Here is a 17,425-nt window from a genome sequence, read left to right as displayed (position 1 = left end):
TTACACCACCCTTAACTTTGCACCGAGAGGGATTTTCTTTGGATCATAACCATTCCATTTTTGAATGTCTTGCCATTTAGTACCGTATTTCTGACCAAGAGAAGAATAGGTATCACCATTCTTAACCACATGATAAACAGGAGATTGTTTTTTATTCTCCGTTTGTTTACGCCCAGCCTCTTTAGTCGGTGCAGTAACAGCCTTTACTTTAGGGTCCACATACGATGATTGAGCGATACGTACTTCAGTCAATGTACAGCTAAAATTATAGCCATTCATCACCTTAGAGCTTGCTTTAATAGATAAACCATGTAGGAGCATATTTTTGTATATACGACGACCTTCATAGGTGACAGGTTGACCTTTATATTCAAAACTCCTTAATTTATTTATCAATGTTTCAACTCGCTCATTGGTTGGACGTATCAAGAGACCTGATAATTTTACGACAACTGGTTTTTTCTCAACGTGGTCCGATAAATCAATACCTTTTTCAACCTTATGCGTGGGGATATCAGCATCAAAATCAGCATCTTCGTTAGTTACATGTATTAAATAGCCACTTATTCGTGCTTTACCAACTAACTCCTCTGCCATTGACTATCCCTCCCTCGGTACTGGCATCACTCTTAATAAATCTCCGAATAATTCTTCCAGTGCATCTTTAACGCTATAGGCAGTCTGTTGTGGGTTATCACTACCTTGTACAATTATTTGGATAGGAGCAGATACCTTTGAGTTGTTAGAAGTATTATTATTAACGGTCTCTGTTGTTGAATAATCCTTCGCAGGTTCAAATTGAGTAGCTTGATCTAAGTTAATTTCCGGACGTGTTCCATCACCTTGCAATATACCTCTGTCGCGTAATTTATCAGCCTCATCTGCTGGTAAAACTGCTTCGTTTTTATGCAGCAACGCTGGCATTTCGTCAAACGGCACTCGTCCTAGACCTATTTCGAAACCTGGTATTAATCCACCAACCCATTTCGCAGCACCTGATAGCGCATCACCAACACTGAAATTGCTAATTGCTTCTGCTGCAGCTCCGACCTTTTCGATTACCCATTCTACAGCATCAGCAACGGCATTAAATGCTTTTGTTATTGCTTTGAGAATTGGTTTTAAAATAGCCCATGCACCTTCAATTGCACCAACTGCAAGAGGGAACAACGGAACAATCACTTCATTCACCAAAAATTTAACAACTGCTGTTATCCCCTCAAACAATGAACCAACAACCCTTAAAATTGGTGATATGATATCCATCGCTACGCTAATAACTTCTTGAGCTACAGGGAACAAAGGGACAATAACATTTTCAATCAATCCCCTGATAATTCCTGAGATTGTTTCGAAAACATTCATAGCTCCGCTGACTATGTTGCCGATAAAATCAAAAGCTACACCGATGATTTCTTGAGCCTTAGGCATTAAAGGAACTATAACGTTTTCAACAAAATCAGAAACAGCTTCTTTGACTGTCGTAAAATTCGTTACAAGTGTTTCAGCAAAACTTGCTATATTATCTGCTATTTCAGGTGGTATCCCAAGGTTTTGCCAAATGTCCGAGATGTTTCCAGTTCCATCCATAAGGGATGATATTGTATCTTTGACTGCTGATAAAAAGTCTTTAACAATAGATAATTTATCAACAACCACCATGATAACGTCTGCGAAAACAACAAATCCATCTTTGAGAAATGGTACAATGGCTTCAATACCAGTCATTATGCTATCTAAAAAGTCTTGAACTTTTTCATTTTGAAACGCTTCGATCATTCCTATTTGCAAATCCCGCCATACTTTTTTCAGGCGTGTACCGAAGTTATCTTGTAAAGCATCTGATGCTCGTCCAGTAGCGCCTTCGAAATCCTCCATAGCGTCTTTTGATCCAAGCATGGCATACATGGCATCTGCTTCGAGGTCTTCCCATTTAGTACCGAATAACGCTACAGCTAATTGATTGGCTTCTACCTGGTCATCCATACCTTGCAACTCGTTTGTTACAGCACTTGCAACATCAGCTACAGTTGCCTCACCACGGTTAAAACTTTCCCACAAATCAAATGTTGATTTACTCATGGCTGAGAATGTTTCATCTGTTGATTTCGAGCCGTCTTTAACCCTGATCTGAAACTCTTTCATGACATCATTAACGTAATCTAGGTTGTAAACACCAGCTTTTGAGCCTCTTTCCATGATGCCGAAATATTCTTCTGCGCTATATCCCATATTTCCAAATAACGATGAATACTCTGCGACATTGTCAAACATTTCATTACTAAAGTTCAAACCACGTTGGCCACCAGCAGTAAATAAATCAAATGCCTTTTCTGAGGTTATACCAAACGCTTCCATCATATTATTCGTTCCGCGAGTAACTTCATTCACATCGCTGTCGAACGTTGTAGCTAACATCATCGCGTTAGAAGTGACTTTACTAAGTTCGCTGTCATCAATATTTTGGATGTTTTGTTTTACACGTGCTAATGCATCGGTTACTTCGTCCATGTTTTCACCGAACCCGGATCTAAACACATCTTTAGCCGCATCCTCAAGCCCTTTCAATTCTGCTCCTGTTGCACCTGTTTGAGCTTCTAACCGGCTAAAAGCTGTATCCATTTCCATAGCTGTAGATATGACAGCGGCGCCTCCAGCCACAGCAATGGAGGCCAGCGCTGCACCAGCTGCTATGATTCCAACTTTTAACTTACCAAACGAGACTTCTGCCTCATTTGCGCTTTTACTAATTTCTTTTATATTGCCGTCATCGAAGTTATTTAACTTTTTATCGACGGACCAAACTATTTCTCCTAAATCATTAAAATCACCTGATAGGTCATCGACATCATTCCCTAAGTCATCGAAGCCACTGAAATCCATCTTAGTTACAGCCTTCATGACAGCATCAATTTTTTTGTCTAAATCACCTAAAGGGCCATCGTCAATATCCATGCCAATTTCAACAAATAAGTCACGTATACTCACACTCTAGCCCCCTCTCTCAGCGTTTTTGCGTTCTATATGGTAGTCAATAGCCGCGTTGAATTCTGATAGCTCATCAGGTGTCATCGTTTCAGCTCGCTCAAAACTTAAAAAGCGCTCCATAACGGGGCGCCAGAAAAACCAATTTTCTTCAACTTGTCGCTTATAGGTTTCGTATGGTTTACACGTCTTGAAAGAGAAACTTAGCAGCCGCCTTCATAACTTCAGAAAGCCCTCCGTTCTCCTCAAAATGATCCCAACTTACACGACCACCTTCAGCAGTAAAAACAACATGTTCCATGAATTCGTTGTAAAGTAGTTCGGACGATGATCCTGTTTCAGTTTTTGCGCGATCACGCATTCGGAATGTTTCACGTAATCCAGGATGTTGAAATACATACTTTTGCCCTTTTTGAGTTTCAAACTCCATTTTTTCGCCTTTTTTAGCCATTGCTTTTCGCTCCATTTCTTTTCGTTTTAAATTATTTGTAATGTGTCGTTTTTTCATTGCAAATTAAAAGAGTGAGCACATGGCCCACTCTCCTTTCGTTTTATTTAACTGTGTAGTCAAATACTTTGATTGTGTATACACGGTTATTTACGGATTTACCATGCTCAATGTCAGGAACTTTTGTAACCATTGCCTTAGTGCCACCCACAACCTCTTTGATTTCATTGTTACTGTTCACCCATATAGGAAACATTGTACGATCATTTGCAAGTTTATTTAATGTCGTAATAGATGGTGATGTTTGATTCAATGTGATTTCAATAGTTCCTAGTGAATCACCGTTAATTGATACTACCGCATCGCCTTGAGCTGATGAACTAGCTTCAAAGTTATCATTATCCTTCGAACATTTAACCATCGTGCCATCTGCATAACCAGTTAAATAACTTCCGTTTGCAGTTGTTGTAACCTTTCGTGCATCATATGTGCCGATATGTCCACCCATTTAAATCCCTCCTATGCTAAGATTGCCCCGTTAATTTTTGCTTCGTGGATAGCGCCTTCTAATTCAAAACTAAATGTTAAGCCGTTATATTTACGTGCTGCACGATCGGTAGCTGAAACTTCATTTCGTCTTTTCGCTATGATTGTATATAAAAACTGGCCTGCATCATCTTGGGCGATAATACCGTTTTGACCTGCTTCTTCAAGCACAGTCCTTACTGCATCTTCTAATTGCGCAATACCGTTGTCAGAATAAGCAATTTTAGGATTAGTAGCGAATAAATGCTGTATTCTCTTTTCGATGTTGATCTTTACCCAATCCTTACCGTGTATTACATCAATGTATTCTCCACTAATTACTTTGCCTTCGGATGTTTGGTCAATACCAGCTTTTGTAACGTAAGCAATACCACCATTTTTATGAATCTCGTCTAGTTGCACTGGAGTAAGTTCTTGAGGTGTTGCAAACTTTAAGTTTTTAAACTTCCAAGTAAGTGACCCAACCGGTTTCGAACCAACCTGTCCAATTAAAGCAGCATGAAGAAATTCCTTTATTTTATGGTGTTGAATCACAAAAGTACGGTCATACATACCTTCCTTTAATAATTCTAAATCTGTACTATTATCAACAATATGAGCAGCAACTTTTAACTCTTTTTCTTCAACCAAATCACTAATTTCTTTGTAATCTATAGCTGATCCTGTATCTAACAGCACGAAATACCAATCATTGTAATAATAGTTTTCTAATACTGATACTGCTTTAATTTGTTTTTGAGGTGCTTCAGGAGTTAGGGTATAAGTTGCTATAGCAATTTTGTCTGGTCTGCTATCACCCTGATTAAAGATTTGTTTAGCTAACTTGTAACTATCCGCATCCTCTCCAAACGTAGCTTTAATATCATCTAAATCATCGAATTCCTTATAAAAACTCGCTCCATCTTTTTTAGCTAGAATAAGTGGAGTGCCTAAACCTGTTAGTGCTGATGGTTTACTAATGTCAATCGTGACTGTAACGTCTTGTAATGGCATCAGATTACCTCCTTAATTTCAATGTTTTCAATAACTTCAATTTCAAACGTCTCTCGTCCTCGAACCCGCAAACGGACATCAAATCCATATCTACGTTCGTATTCGATATTTAAAAAAACATCACGATTCGTTATAGCTAACGCTTCAACGACTGTGATGTTTACATCTGATAAATCTATATTTCCTTTACCTAAAAAATAAGCCCGAGCAATTTGCGCTAGATCATGGGCCTCTGCTATATCTTTTGCGTGACAAGTAATAGAGACAACCAATTCAAGGTCTTGTTCTATAACGCCTGTATTGTCACCCTCAACTGTTTCAGCAACTTGCCCCACGCTTTGCCCGGGAGTGGTAAATTTAAGAGCGATAAACGGGTAATCAGGCTGTTTTGCTGTAGTCTCTGCCGTTATCGCTATTGCTCCTGTATAGCCTTTCAAACCTTTAATGATCGGTTGACGTATATCGTTTAATTTAATCAAACGAACTCACCCCTTTAGCTACATAGCGATAAAAGTCACCAAATGGTGTGAAATCAATGCTTGTATCAATTTTGTACTTCATACCTTGGTGCTCGAATTTATCATCGTGTTTGAAAGGTGTCAGTGAATATACTTGCCTGTCAGATTGAGTTACAACGCCACCTAGTTGAGCAATGGTATTCACATCAAACGGAATAACAGCGCAATATCTATCCTCTGTTACAGGTTCACCACTAACAAGTTCACCATCATCATTCCAATAACCTTCTGTACTTCCCAGAATGAATGTCACGTTAGTACTGTACTTTTTTATCAAACGAGTAAAGTTATATATGCTCAATTAATATCAACCTCCATTTTCCCAATAAGTCCACCGTCATCAATAAGAGGATTGTTTGAACCTTTTTGTTCAACGGTAAACGGATGGTTGACTGGATTGTTTAGATCAATTGCATGTTCTTGAATTTTGCCTTTTAGCTCATTAGCTAATTGCTCGAAGAATGTCTCAACTGACAAGTTACCAGCTATTACTTTATCAATTAACTGCTCAGCCTTCTTTTGTACGTCTTTTCCATATAAATCGGCACCAGTTCGCATGAATGAGCGCTCTGGAATAACGATGTGAGTGGTATCAGCTTTGAGGTGTAAACCTTGTGAAGCTAAGTAACCACGCATCTTGTCAGTCACTTTAATTTTTGCTCCGTACTCATGTACTGCGGCTATCATAGCTAATTCACTATCTTTTACATAACCTACTTTAGCCTTTTTACCACGAGCTTTACTGAGCTCTTTTCGGATTTCTGGTATTCGATTTTTATCACGAATATTAATTCTAAGATTAGACATTCATCAATACCCTCCAAGTGATCTGAAACGTAATTTTCGTAGTCCTGCAGAACCCAGTTTTTTTATTAATGTATTATTGCGTTCTTCAGCGCTATCGAAGGCTTGAGACATTCCTGCGATCGATTCACTTTTAATACCTGTATTACCTTGCAATTCAAATGCCACATACTGAGCTACAACGCCCTTTGCTACTGATGGTAGTTTAAGAGCTCCATTTACTATAAACGATTGATTACACACACCTTGAACCCATTCAATACCTTCTTCTAGTTTTAACTGTAAATATGCATCATTTGATGTATCACTTTCAGTCATTTGAATGAGTGTCTTCAATTCCGTCAGTTCCATTCACGATGCCCTCATCTCCTAAAACCAGCGCAATTAACTCTTTTTTTGTTGCACGTGATTTATATTCGATTTTTTCTTGGTCTAAGAATTTCTTTAATGTTTCATTAGGTAATGCGTCTAACTCTTCGTAACTTAAACCATAAAGTTCGAGGTCTTCTAATTCTTCGCATGGAATATATCCTCGCGCTGCATAAAGAACTTCGTACGCTTTCACTGTCGCATTGATAACATGATTGCCTTTTGTGTATTGTGGCATAAAGCTCCCTCCTTTTAACAAAGTTAAAAAGAGTAGGTTTTGACCCACTCTTTTGAAATTAACAGCCAACTACTTTTTAGGTACTAAAGCAGTAAAAGCATCTTCTTTTAATGTCATAAAGCCAATATGCATTGTCGCACGTAGAGCGAACATATCTTGCTCGTAAAGATTGATAGGTTTACCATCTGCATCAACAATCGTTGATAAAGTCGCTTCTTCCGAAACTTTATATTCGATTCCTTGCAAAATACCATAACGAGCCATATCCCAATCACCAGCTAGCATTAATGCCTTTGTTTTATCAAAAGAAGCTTTCGAGACATAACCAATTGGTTGCCCTAACACCTGTGATGGTGTACCGCCCGTTGCATCATTGAAGATAGGATTATTGTTCTCATCTTTAGCAGCACGCAAGTCTTTACGGAATGATTTTGTAGTTGTAAAGCCATTAACATCATGGTCTGCATCTTCTAAAAGACCAGCAACATCGTTTAAGTCGAAATATAAGTTAGCTCCTGTACCGTATTCAACAGATTGACCACTTGCTGTAATACGTTCGAAAACCGATACACCAGATGCATAAGGTGAACCTGCACCGAATAATGCAGCCTGGTCAAACTTTTTGTAAAATGCTTCAGCAATGGCTGGTTGCATTTGAGTAAAGAAATCCGTTACTGTGAATTTTAAAAATTCCTTTGAAACAGGAATGATGACAGCTAACTTTTTGGCTTCCATTACGGCTTTTAACCAAGTTGCTTTGGAAGTTTGAATTCGTTCTGTCTCTCCTACCCAGTAAGCACCAGGACCTTCAGCTAAATAAGTGAATTCTTTCTTTGGCTTTGTCATTTCCTCATACTTAGCTAATTGAGCAACAGCTGAATTAGCCATAAATTCTTTCAACACCAATGTTCCTGATTCGGTAGGAATAGATCCTGTCTTTGCGTCTTGTAATAAGATGTTATTTGGTGTAGCAAACAATTGAATGTTTAAATCCATTAATGGTGTAAAGCTATATGGTAAAATACCGTTTTGTTTTTTCATGTGTGTTGTACTCCTTCTTGTTTATTTTCGGATATTAGCAGCACTAGCTAATTCCGATAAGTTTGTTACTGTAGAACCACCTTCGCCAGGTTTATCAATGTCGCGACCTAAATCTTTGAATTTAGAATCCACTTGAGTTTGGACAAATGCATCTAACTCAGCTTTATATTCGCCTAACGTCACTTTCGTACTTTCTTCATCTTCAGCTAAAAAGCGTTCGATAAACTTAGTCGGTAATCCTTGTTCTGTTGCGTACTCAATCGCTTTTGTTTTGAGCGTCTCTCGTTCGCGACCTTTTCGTTCATCTTCAATTTCTTTGCGAAGCTTTTCAATTTCGATTTGTTCAGGTGTTTTTTCTGGATTTCGTTTATTTACTTCTTCATCAATCAACGTTTCTAAATTATTCGACTTCCATGTTTCAAGAGCCTTTGAATGGTACTTGTCACGTTCTGATTCAAACTCACTTTTAATATCTTTATTAGCTTTCACTGCCAACGACAAATCGCCTTTTTCTAGTGACTCCTCTAAAACGTGCTTTTCGATAGCCGATACGTCACCAGATTCCACTAACTCTTTCAATTTATCTAAATTAATTTTCATAGCATCCTCCAGTCCTCCACACGCCATGCCCGTGGAACACAATAGTATTTTGCCTTATTCGCTTTTACGCTCTGTTTAGGCTTTTGAGCATAATAAAAAGCCGTATCACTACGACTTAGTTTTTTCTTCATAAATCATCATGCCATTGCTTTCTTAAAGTCCTCGAATGTCTGTTTAGCAAGATCGTCATTAGTTCTTCCTACTACATCTTCAATCTCGTAAACAAGGATACACCGACAATTAATGTCATGATGTGCATAGCCTGTGTTACCAGGTGCTGTGCCTTTCTCTCCCCTGCCTAAGTCAAACATGTCATCAACAGGTATTTGCTTTCCATTCATCTTTATATGATTGGCTTTAGAACTCTTACGAACTCTACTATCTCTCATGTTTCTCCACTTCTTTAACATGATGACGCCTTTTTCATTAGCTCTTTTCGCGCTATCTAAAGAACCTTGTTCACGCACTCGATGAGTTTCTGTCCTAGCTACTCGAACAGCCTTAGCATAATCACCTTCAAATGTTTCTTTAAGTGATGAAGCCATGTCCTTGTACGTAGAACCTCTCACAAGGCTCTGTGTAACGTCCTGTTGAATCTTATAGATTATGTCACTACGATTCTTTTCTAGCGTCTCTGATAGCGTTAATCCTTTCACAGGATTGTCTAATGCGGCGCTTATCTGTTCAGCTTTAAGTGAAGTGTACTGTAAGTTCTTTTCAGCCTCGTTTTCAATGGCCCAACCCATCCATTGATATGAATATACATAAGATTCAGCTAAATGGTTGGTAATACTATTGATTGTTTCAATCGACATAGTATCAACATGTTCATTAAGAGAGTCGATGAATTTCTTTAACCTGTCGTACTTAATCATACTTTCATAGGTGAGAACACCATCTTCTTCATAATCAGCATAAACCTTACCAAGTTCTCCGAGTGCTACGTTTACTAAATGGCGATAATAAAGGCGGATAGAGCCCTCAATCTTCTTGAGTCTCTTGTCCGCCCACTGTTCCAGTTTCTCGCTGTACTTCTCGAGGTCCATTACTATCACCGCCCTCATTGTCTTTGAATAATGGCTCAATGCCATCACGCTCTATTTCTCTTTGCTCCATTTCGTAATCAACATCATCAACTACAGATAATGTAGACAGCGCTGTTTTTTGCGAAGTGATAGCCATAAGAGTAGTGGCCGTTTGAGCTTCTTCCAATAGGTTAGCTGGTACATTACGGCGGAAGCTGAACCATAGTTTTAAGTAATCATCTTTAGAACAGATTCCTTTCTTGGCCCAAGCACTACAGATAACCTTGAATTGATAACGTAAAGCAGCAGTCATTTTGCGCTCCATCGTCACGCATTTATTTTCAAGTGACATAAGCTTGTACTTCATAGCTACTCCACTTGCATTACCGGCAAATGATTCATCACCGAAATTAACTGACTTAGCTAACCTCAAAATGTTTTGTTCTAATCGATTTAAATGATTCTCAATCATAGTGTCGTTAATATCCTTAGTAAGATAACGAACGTCGTCATGCTCACCGAGCAATTCGAATAAACCGGACTTTTTAATTTCACTAATTGATTCTTCATCAGCAACAACTCCTTTTAGAATCAGATAAGCCAGTCGATACTGTTCGATCTCATTGGATGCATCTGAGAAAGTCCTGTCGTATGCATCGATAAGTGAGTAGACTTTTTCAGCATCACCCATTAGTTCCTCATTGTTAGGAAGTCCCCATAAAGGGCCGTGATCAAATGTATGAAGTTGCTTCTCAACCTGTTCAAGACCATTTGCTCCTGTTTCGAAAGCATAAAAATAAGCGCTATCGTAAAACTCGACGCGCTGTTTATCATCATCAATATTAAAATAACGAATTGCATATTCAGGTTCTGTGTAATCAGTTGATGAAATGATTATCGTTTCCCAAGGATCAATATTAACTATTCGTACTTCGCCTTCTTTATCAATATAAGCCATGCGAGCGCTATAGCCACAAATAGCAGCCTTTTTACCCCACTCACTGTCTTTATCCTCGACGTTGTTTCTCAAACGGAAATCATTCATTTCATCTTTCATTTTGATTAAGCTATCTCTAGACTTCTCTTCGATTTCGTAGCCGATAGGGTGACCAAACATATAACCTACTTTAGTATCCACTATTTCAGCGTCTAAAGCATTGTTTAAACGGTTGTTGACCTTGTTATCAATACGCTTTACAGCTCCTGTTTCAAAGTCTTCATAATCGACAGCCTCACGTTTTAAGATTGGTACACCTTCAACAGATGCTTTATAACGCTCGTAAAATGATAATCGTTTCTCTCTATCATCTTTATGCTCCTCAATCGCTTTTGCAATAAGTTGTGGGTCAGCTTTTTGCGCTTTAAACAGTTTTAAATACTTATAAGTGTTCACTTAATCACCCCTTACCTTTTCGATGTTGTGGTTTCAATTCTGTGTATATAGCGTATCTTAAAGCATCGAGTACATCATCCCAAAGCTTCACTGGTTCGCCAGTTGTATCGTTCCATACATACAGGTAAATCTCTTTATCGAAACGATTCACATTTTCACGAATTACAAATAATTTATTTTGTTTAAATAACCTAGCGACTTCTTCGATGCCAGCTACAACCTTTTTATCAGCGTTAATAGCACGTATTTTTTCTCTTCTAAAACGAATAACGTGTTCAGGTCGTGCGCTATCGCAATAAAAGTTTATATTGCCGTAACGCTCTTTAATGCCTTTAGCTACCTTTACCCAGTAATCAATCTCTTCGTGTTGCTTTGCGTGTTCCTCAATCAAATACAGATTACTTTTATCATCGATGCCTAACACCACAATAGAACCATGGTGATCATATCCCCAGTCAACACCAGCAAAGTACTTCGTGATGTTTACCGATTCAAATTGCTTTCTCGAAATGTAATGCACATCTTTGTTGAAGTCTTTATAAATTACACCTTCAGCAGCTACCCATTGACCATGAATGTCACGATCAGTAAACATACCTGTAGGAGTCGAGGCAATAATTGACTCAACATACTCTGGATCAAGAAAGATGTTATCGAACAATGTGAAATGGAATGCTCTGATATTCAAACGACCGTTATCTAACATTTGGCCGTCTTTATCGATATAATCTGTTTTAACGCTATGCGCAGGGTTCTCAGGGTTAGTATCTATTAGCACCCTTGCGCCTTTATATGAGCAACGCGAGATAACTTCTTTAACGAATGAATCATGAAGTGCTGTACCCTCGTTAAGAAGTGCTCCAGCAGCAGTGAAACCACGTGCTTTTTTCCATGCATCTGCATTCGCACCATCGAAACAATATATTTTGTTACCAAAAACAATAACGGCATTCGATTTGTTGAGCTTCAACTCTTTGCCAAGAATAACTTCCATATCGTTTAAAATGTTACGTCTTATACTCGCTTGGGTAGCTCCACCCATAATAAAAGAGAGCCCTTGACCCTCGTATTTAGCGATGTGCATTAAAAAAAGCAGAATAAACACGAATGTTTTTCCTGCACGTTTTGCTCCACTGGCGAGAAGTATTTTAGGCTTTTCGTTGATAAATGAATCCATGACTTCTTTTTGTTTTGGTGTAAGCTCTGCCATTATTCATCACCAGCCATTTTACGTAACATCTTAGCGATTTCGCTTTCTTGAGCGTTTGTATCACCTTGTTCCATCTTGCTGATTTCTGCTTTCGTCTTATCAATATTCAACTGCATCTGCTTAAGTTTAAGCCTACGCTCGTCATCTGAATCAGCCATCTCAACAAACTGACGAATAGAAGAACGCAACTCCCCGATTGCTCTCGATTGAGCAGTGAGTAGTTGCGCTTGTCGTTCCCATGCGAATTGGAAGTTGTATTCTACTTCGTCCAATGTACGCTCGTATTTTGATGAAGTCTTACCATCTTCATCGGTTGTCTCAACTTCGGAATAACCATACTTCTCTTTTTTAATTTCCTTAATCATTTCCTCTTTCGATTCAACATGCATGATTCGTTGAGCTCGAATAATAGCAGCATACTGAATCTGTATTTGGTCCCATATTAAATCAGCCGGAGAACGTTCGTTCATCGCTTCCATGATTTCTAGTGTTTCCTCTGGTAAGAACTTTTGAAAGAAACCGTGAGTAACTGCATTTTGGTTTTGCTTAGGTGCACCATGGCCTTTTGCGTTGTTGTTGCCAACTTGTGCTCCTCTACTACGTTTAGTAACGTTACCATTTGATTTAGTAACGTTACCTTTCAAATTGTCATCCCATTTATCTTGGTTCTTCCACTTTCGAATTTGCGAATCAGATAATTCTAATTGCTCAGCAATATCCTTTAAGAGCATTTGCCCTTTGCTTTCAAACCACATTTGAAACGCTTCATCACGTTTCGGATTTCTTGGTCTAGCCATATCTCATACACCACCACCTCCACCATTTGTTTGTTTTGTAATCACCCCATTATGCTAGTTGCTACTAAATAAATAAAAGACGTCTGTAAAAGACGTCTAAAAAAGGATATTATTTTTCATTGTTATCAATATTGAACTTTTCAACAAAGTAATCGTATGCAACAATAAATTCTTTTGAAGCATCCATTGGATAATCATTAATTTCTCTTCCACTAGTTACATCATAAAATTTTATAAATCTATAAAAATCCATTACTTTTTTGGTATCTCCATTTAGATTGCTCAATAAAAGATTTTCCACTTTATCAAATTGCGTTGTCCTACATTTACTAGAATAAAAACTATACTGATCTACAGTATTACCATTTGATCTGTTTCTAACATGGCCTACCAATATACTATTCATAACTTTTTCGGATATATTATATTTGATTTCATCATTTAAGAGTGTTTTTAATACATTATCTATTAAGTTATTTCTTCTTGTTTCCTCGTTATTAAACTGTAGTTTTATCCCACTTCTAGTACCAAAGTAAGATCCAGCACCACCGATAATCGCACCTAAAACCACAAAACCACCGTTTGCTACTATAGATTGCCAATCCATTTCATCACCTCCCACCCAATAATAACGCAGCGGATGAAATATATGTAATAACTTTTTGCTCTCAAAAGTAAGTACCGTCGCACTAGCAGTCAAGGGGAGGAACTGCTCGATACTCACTTTTCAAAGAAAAATAAAAACATCCCGGAGGATGTTTGTTATCTAAAGAATTCTAGTGAAATGTTTTTTGCGGTACGTTTTTCCCTGGCAAACCTCCAAATAAGACTTTCGAATGCATCTTCAAACGTATAGGCAGCAATGGAATCCTCGTAAATTTCATCATCCGCGAAGATGATAGTTGCCTTAAATTCAGATGGAAAAGATTTTTCTTTGCTCGGATCTTTGAAAGCCCTGATATGTCCCTTTTGGTTTAACATAAAATCACCTCCTGCCGTTCAATCATAAACCAGAAGATGAAATATATGTCATAACTTTTTGCTCAGAAAACCACACCAAACTCCGCCCTCTCATCTCAAAGTGTTTTGGCTGTTTGATGCAGTTTTCAAAGCGAAAGAAAAAGCCTCCATCCTAAGATGAAAGCTTTACTATTGTGGTAATTGTCGAGTTAGCTCACTTTTAGAACTGTGGTAGAGCTACACCACGTTATATTTGTAAAGCGAATTGTGTTTTTGTTTATAGTGCATTTCCGTGCACTTGTTGCTCAGTAAGTTTGACTAAAAGGAAAGTGGACGAAGTTCACATAAAAACCACTCCTTCAGCAATTTTTAGCCTTTTATATTAATTAAGATACCTAATCTCTTAAAAAATATGGGCCGGCCGTGTATGTCATGCCTCGAACAAGTTTATGAGGCGCAGGTCGGTCGTCGGTCTGTCTTTCCCTAATATTTAGTTATTTATAAATACCAAGGGGGGAAAACATTGCCGCACCGTCCTGCCTCCAAGTTTACATTATTAGTTTTGTCTCTCCTAATGTTGAAAGTATGGCAACTTTGGCAACTTTGGAAAGTGTAAAAGCTTAAATATCACTTACACAGATTGTATTAGGGCGCCATTTCTTTATTTATTATTTTTTGTATTGAAATTCTTTGTTTTTTTATAGATGATAAAATTTCTTTTGCTTTTTCATAATCCTCAGGTATCATTTTCCAAATTATTTTTCTTTCGAGTGTTGCTTTATGTAACTCTCTATTGATATTCGAAACATTTGTTTTATTAATAATAGCAATATGCTTCTTCTCTTCTAACGAATCAATATTAGTTTCGTATGATTTACGAATACGTTTTAATTTGTTTTGAAAAAATATGATATCTCTTAGTATATCGGTATTACTAACTTCCCATTTTTTGTCCCATATATCCATACTGACTTGGTAAAATTTCTTTTTATTTTTAGGATATTCCATAATCATAACTAGTTGGTTTTCATTTTCTAAAAATTCAACTACCCTTTCAAATTCATATTCTAATGCTGCATATACCGTTAATTCTTTAGCTAGTTTATTTAACTTTTCATTTTCTTTCTCTTTATTCATTTGATATCGCGCTACTAAGTAAGCACCGAATGCACCCGCTGAGCCACCCAAAAAACTTAAAATACCACTAGTTAAGTTATCAACATTTTGAATATCCCTAAATAAAAATTGTACCGTAAAGACTGTAAAGCTAATTACAAATGTCGCCAATAATGCAACAAAAATATAATCAAGTTTTTTACTCATATATCCACTCTTCCCAAAATTAATGTATTTTCTATTTTATTATAAAACAAAAAGCCTCTCTTACGAGAGACTTTAATTAACCATTTGTTTTACAATACTGTCCTTGATGTTCTGAATATGTGTATGACTTAATCCCATATTAGTCGCTATCCATCTTTTAGATTTGCCGTCAAGCATCCAGTTAAGTACTTGCATTTCTCTGTCTCCAGTAACTAAATCCACAAGAAACTGAACTTCTAACAGCTTTTTCTCGTACTCTGCAACACGCTTGATGTTTTTCGAACGTCTAATAGCCTCCTGCATAATTGGATCACCTACACCACCCGCTGCTTTTGGTAGTGTAGCCTCGATACCATACTGTGCCGTTTTTGCCCCTATAACCATTTCTGCTCGCATTTCTTTGATGGCGTTAACCATCCAGTGGTAGTCTGTAATCATTGAATCTAATGCATCTGGTGTAATCGTTAGTGTTCTTTCTTTTAACATAGGTTTGCCCTCCTAGGTTGTGTTATAATGACTTATCTGACTAACCTAAAAGGGCATAAACCAATTCGAGCTGTAGCGTGTGACGACGCTACGGCTTTTTCATTTTCTTTAATGGTTCATTTGATTTAATAAAACTAATTTATAAGTAAAGTAAATACATAAAAATATTAAAACTTGCGAAAATTGTCCGATAAACATAATTATATGAGCAAAAAGGTTCTTAAATCTTGTTAAATAATAGTGAATAAAGAATCATTATAATTGAGTAATTTGTCTCATTCAATTAGATTTATGGAGGAATAAAATTTATGAAAAAAAAATTAATCGGATTTTCAGTAGCAGGTGCGCTTCTATTAGGAAGTGCGGGTGTTTACGCAAGCACCAATAGTAAGACACTAGAAGTGTTCTATAATATTAAAAATATAAAAATTGACCAAGTTTCTAAGATGCCAGAAGAGAAACCTTTTACATACAATGGAACTACTTATGTCCCTTTACGCTTCATTAGTGAGCAACTTGGATCTCCAGTGGAATGGGATAGCGCTAATCAAACAATTAATATTGGAAAAACAAATGACAAATCTGCTTTTTATCCTGGAAGAGATCTAGAATATATGAATTTCCAAAAAAGTTCATTTGATAATTCATATAAATATTCTAGTAATAAAGATACTATTTCAGATAATATAGGGAATAAATATAGTAATTACATCACGATTAAAAACATTTTTGGTAGTGGAGTATGGTCTTTACTTGAATTTCCTTTGAACGGTCAATATAGCACGTTCAAATCTGTTTTAGGATTGACTGAATATGGAAAAGATATACCTAAACCATTAACATTGGAAGTTTTTCTTGATGAAAAGTTAATTGAAACCTATACTGTTTCTGCAGGTGATATGCCACAGGAAATAGAATTCAAACTCAAAGGTGTAAATAAAATAGGCTTTAAATTAAGTAGCCAATCAGGAGGAGTTTATTCAGAGGTTGGTCTATTTGACGCAAGATTTTACAAGTAATAAAAATTAAGGGAGGAGAAAAATCCTCCCTCTAATTCCTCAACTCTTTTTTCGTCTATCCCTCAAAAATCTACTTACTTCCACCTACGCATATTACTAATCTGCTCAAGCTCTTTCCCAATGCTCCGTAGCTGCCTATAAGTTTTGCATCTTCTGCACTTCTTGGTTGGATCATAAGCTTTACGTTTTGGACATCCTTTGCACTCGAGAAAAGCTATGTGGTCCTGTTGATTGATTAGTCTTGCTCTACGTCTTTTAACTTCCTTGTGTACTGTTAAGCACCCCATTCAATCATCACCTCTGCTCTAGGTTGCTCTGAATAAAACTTCCTCACGGTCATATCAACAATCTGAGAGTCATCATGCCAAATGATTTTGTTGCAACCATCCTTGATGCCCTTAATCAAGTTATCCGCATCAGGTTTCGTAGTCGGTCGTAATTCACCACTAGCTATCAGCGCTCTTTTGGGTCCTGTATGGTATTTCTTCGGTGGCATGAGATAAATGTCAGCCTGTAACTTAATCGGTCCTGCAATCAATTCTGACGGCTTATTTTGCCATGCTACGAGCTTCACAAAGTCTTTGAAGTCTTTACTCTTTGGCGCATCGTGTGTAACAACATTCTTGCCACGTCTACTAAATCGAGGTCGTTCTTGTGGTTGAATGACCCC

Annotated in this window: 22 protein-coding genes; 1 reads left to right on the top strand and 21 read right to left on the bottom strand. The window is 37.4% G+C overall.

Going from position 1 to position 17,425, the window contains the following annotated elements; translation table 11 throughout:
* From ACQKN4_RS23790 to ACQKN4_RS23695, 20 genes are all read right to left on the bottom strand, one after another.
* Positions 1–597, bottom strand: a complete 597-nt coding sequence (locus ACQKN4_RS23790) for a LysM peptidoglycan-binding domain-containing protein (protein ID WP_427485016.1) — start codon at positions 595–597, stop codon at positions 1–3.
* 3 nt (positions 598–600) lie between these two features.
* Positions 601–2,988, bottom strand: a complete 2,388-nt coding sequence (locus tag ACQKN4_RS23785; protein WP_427485015.1) for a phage tail tape measure protein — start codon at positions 2,986–2,988, stop codon at positions 601–603.
* A 178-nt stretch (positions 2,989–3,166) separates the two neighbouring features.
* Positions 3,167–3,493 carry a hypothetical protein gene (locus ACQKN4_RS23780; RefSeq protein WP_427485014.1) on the bottom strand — a complete coding sequence of 109 codons (327 nt, stop codon included), beginning with the start codon at positions 3,491–3,493 and terminating at the stop codon, positions 3,167–3,169.
* A gap of 43 nt (positions 3,494–3,536) precedes the next feature.
* Positions 3,537–3,941 carry a phage structural protein gene (locus ACQKN4_RS23775; protein WP_427485013.1) on the bottom strand — a complete coding sequence of 135 codons (405 nt, stop codon included), beginning with the start codon at positions 3,939–3,941 and terminating at the stop codon, positions 3,537–3,539.
* 11 nt (positions 3,942–3,952) lie between these two features.
* A complete protein-coding gene (locus ACQKN4_RS23770) occupies positions 3,953–4,972 on the bottom strand; it encodes a DUF3383 family protein (RefSeq protein ID WP_427485012.1) in 1,020 nt (339 codons plus the stop codon).
* A complete protein-coding gene (locus ACQKN4_RS23765; protein WP_427485011.1) occupies positions 4,972–5,451 on the bottom strand; it encodes a phage neck terminator protein in 480 nt (159 codons plus the stop codon). Before ACQKN4_RS23765 ends, ACQKN4_RS23770 begins: the two co-directional genes overlap by 1 nt.
* On the bottom strand, positions 5,444–5,743 hold the full coding sequence (locus ACQKN4_RS23760) for a hypothetical protein (RefSeq protein WP_427485010.1): 300 nt from the start codon (positions 5,741–5,743) through the stop codon (positions 5,444–5,446). Before ACQKN4_RS23760 ends, ACQKN4_RS23765 begins: the two co-directional genes overlap by 8 nt.
* Positions 5,744–5,787: 44 nt before the next feature.
* Positions 5,788–6,297, bottom strand: a complete 510-nt coding sequence (locus ACQKN4_RS23755; RefSeq protein WP_427485009.1) for a hypothetical protein — start codon at positions 6,295–6,297, stop codon at positions 5,788–5,790.
* Between the two features lie 3 nt (positions 6,298–6,300).
* A complete protein-coding gene (locus ACQKN4_RS23750) occupies positions 6,301–6,612 on the bottom strand; it encodes a hypothetical protein (protein WP_427485008.1) in 312 nt (103 codons plus the stop codon).
* Positions 6,605–6,901: a hypothetical protein gene (locus tag ACQKN4_RS23745; protein ID WP_427485007.1), complete on the bottom strand. Its 297-nt coding sequence runs from the start codon at positions 6,899–6,901 to the stop codon at positions 6,605–6,607. The genes ACQKN4_RS23750 and ACQKN4_RS23745 overlap by 8 nt, the downstream gene beginning before the upstream one ends.
* Before the next feature lie 69 nt (positions 6,902–6,970).
* The gene (locus ACQKN4_RS23740; RefSeq protein ID WP_427485032.1) at positions 6,971–7,897 is read right to left on the bottom strand and encodes a phage major capsid protein; all 927 of its coding nucleotides are present in this window, start codon (positions 7,895–7,897) and stop codon (positions 6,971–6,973) included.
* 66 nt (positions 7,898–7,963) lie between these two features.
* Positions 7,964–8,542 (bottom strand): DUF4355 domain-containing protein, encoded by a 579-nt coding sequence (locus ACQKN4_RS23735; protein WP_427485006.1) that lies wholly within the window; start codon positions 8,540–8,542, stop codon positions 7,964–7,966.
* A gap of 137 nt (positions 8,543–8,679) precedes the next feature.
* Entirely contained in the window at positions 8,680–9,588 is a 909-nt protein-coding gene (locus tag ACQKN4_RS23730) for a phage minor head protein (protein ID WP_427485005.1), read from the bottom strand.
* Positions 9,524–10,960 (bottom strand): phage portal protein, encoded by a 1,437-nt coding sequence (locus tag ACQKN4_RS23725; protein ID WP_427485004.1) that lies wholly within the window; start codon positions 10,958–10,960, stop codon positions 9,524–9,526. The genes ACQKN4_RS23730 and ACQKN4_RS23725 overlap by 65 nt, the downstream gene beginning before the upstream one ends.
* Before the next feature lie 4 nt (positions 10,961–10,964).
* Positions 10,965–12,170 (bottom strand): PBSX family phage terminase large subunit, encoded by a 1,206-nt coding sequence (locus ACQKN4_RS23720; protein ID WP_427485003.1) that lies wholly within the window; start codon positions 12,168–12,170, stop codon positions 10,965–10,967.
* Positions 12,170–12,967, bottom strand: coding sequence for a phage terminase small subunit (terS, locus tag ACQKN4_RS23715; RefSeq protein WP_427485002.1), 798 nt, complete (start codon positions 12,965–12,967; stop codon positions 12,170–12,172). Before terS ends, ACQKN4_RS23720 begins: the two co-directional genes overlap by 1 nt.
* 109 nt (positions 12,968–13,076) lie before the next feature.
* Positions 13,077–13,574, bottom strand: coding sequence for a hypothetical protein (locus ACQKN4_RS23710; protein WP_427485001.1), 498 nt, complete (start codon positions 13,572–13,574; stop codon positions 13,077–13,079).
* A 155-nt stretch (positions 13,575–13,729) separates the two neighbouring features.
* Positions 13,730–13,948, bottom strand: coding sequence for a hypothetical protein (locus ACQKN4_RS23705; protein ID WP_427485000.1), 219 nt, complete (start codon positions 13,946–13,948; stop codon positions 13,730–13,732).
* 624 nt (positions 13,949–14,572) lie between these two features.
* Complete coding sequence (locus tag ACQKN4_RS23700; protein WP_427484999.1) at positions 14,573–15,250, bottom strand: hypothetical protein; 678 nt, start codon at positions 15,248–15,250, stop codon at positions 14,573–14,575.
* A 72-nt stretch (positions 15,251–15,322) separates the two neighbouring features.
* Complete coding sequence (locus tag ACQKN4_RS23695) at positions 15,323–15,736, bottom strand: LuxR C-terminal-related transcriptional regulator (RefSeq protein WP_427484998.1); 414 nt, start codon at positions 15,734–15,736, stop codon at positions 15,323–15,325.
* 308 nt (positions 15,737–16,044) lie between these two features.
* On the opposite strand from ACQKN4_RS23695, the gene ACQKN4_RS23690 reads away from it, so the two are divergent.
* A complete protein-coding gene (locus tag ACQKN4_RS23690) occupies positions 16,045–16,755 on the top strand; it encodes a stalk domain-containing protein (protein WP_427484997.1) in 711 nt (236 codons plus the stop codon).
* A gap of 274 nt (positions 16,756–17,029) precedes the next feature.
* Here ACQKN4_RS23690 and ACQKN4_RS23685 read toward each other — a convergent pair whose 3' ends face one another.
* Positions 17,030–17,419 carry a RusA family crossover junction endodeoxyribonuclease gene (locus ACQKN4_RS23685; protein WP_427485031.1) on the bottom strand — a complete coding sequence of 130 codons (390 nt, stop codon included), beginning with the start codon at positions 17,417–17,419 and terminating at the stop codon, positions 17,030–17,032.
* Positions 17,420–17,425 lie beyond the last annotated feature (6 nt).

The organism is Lysinibacillus sp. NPDC093692 (assembly GCF_050280125.1).
GTDB lineage: Bacteria > Bacillota > Bacilli > Bacillales_A > Planococcaceae > Lysinibacillus.
The sequence above is the reverse complement of the archived record's forward strand: the minus strand, read 5'-3'. Positions and strand labels throughout refer to the sequence as shown.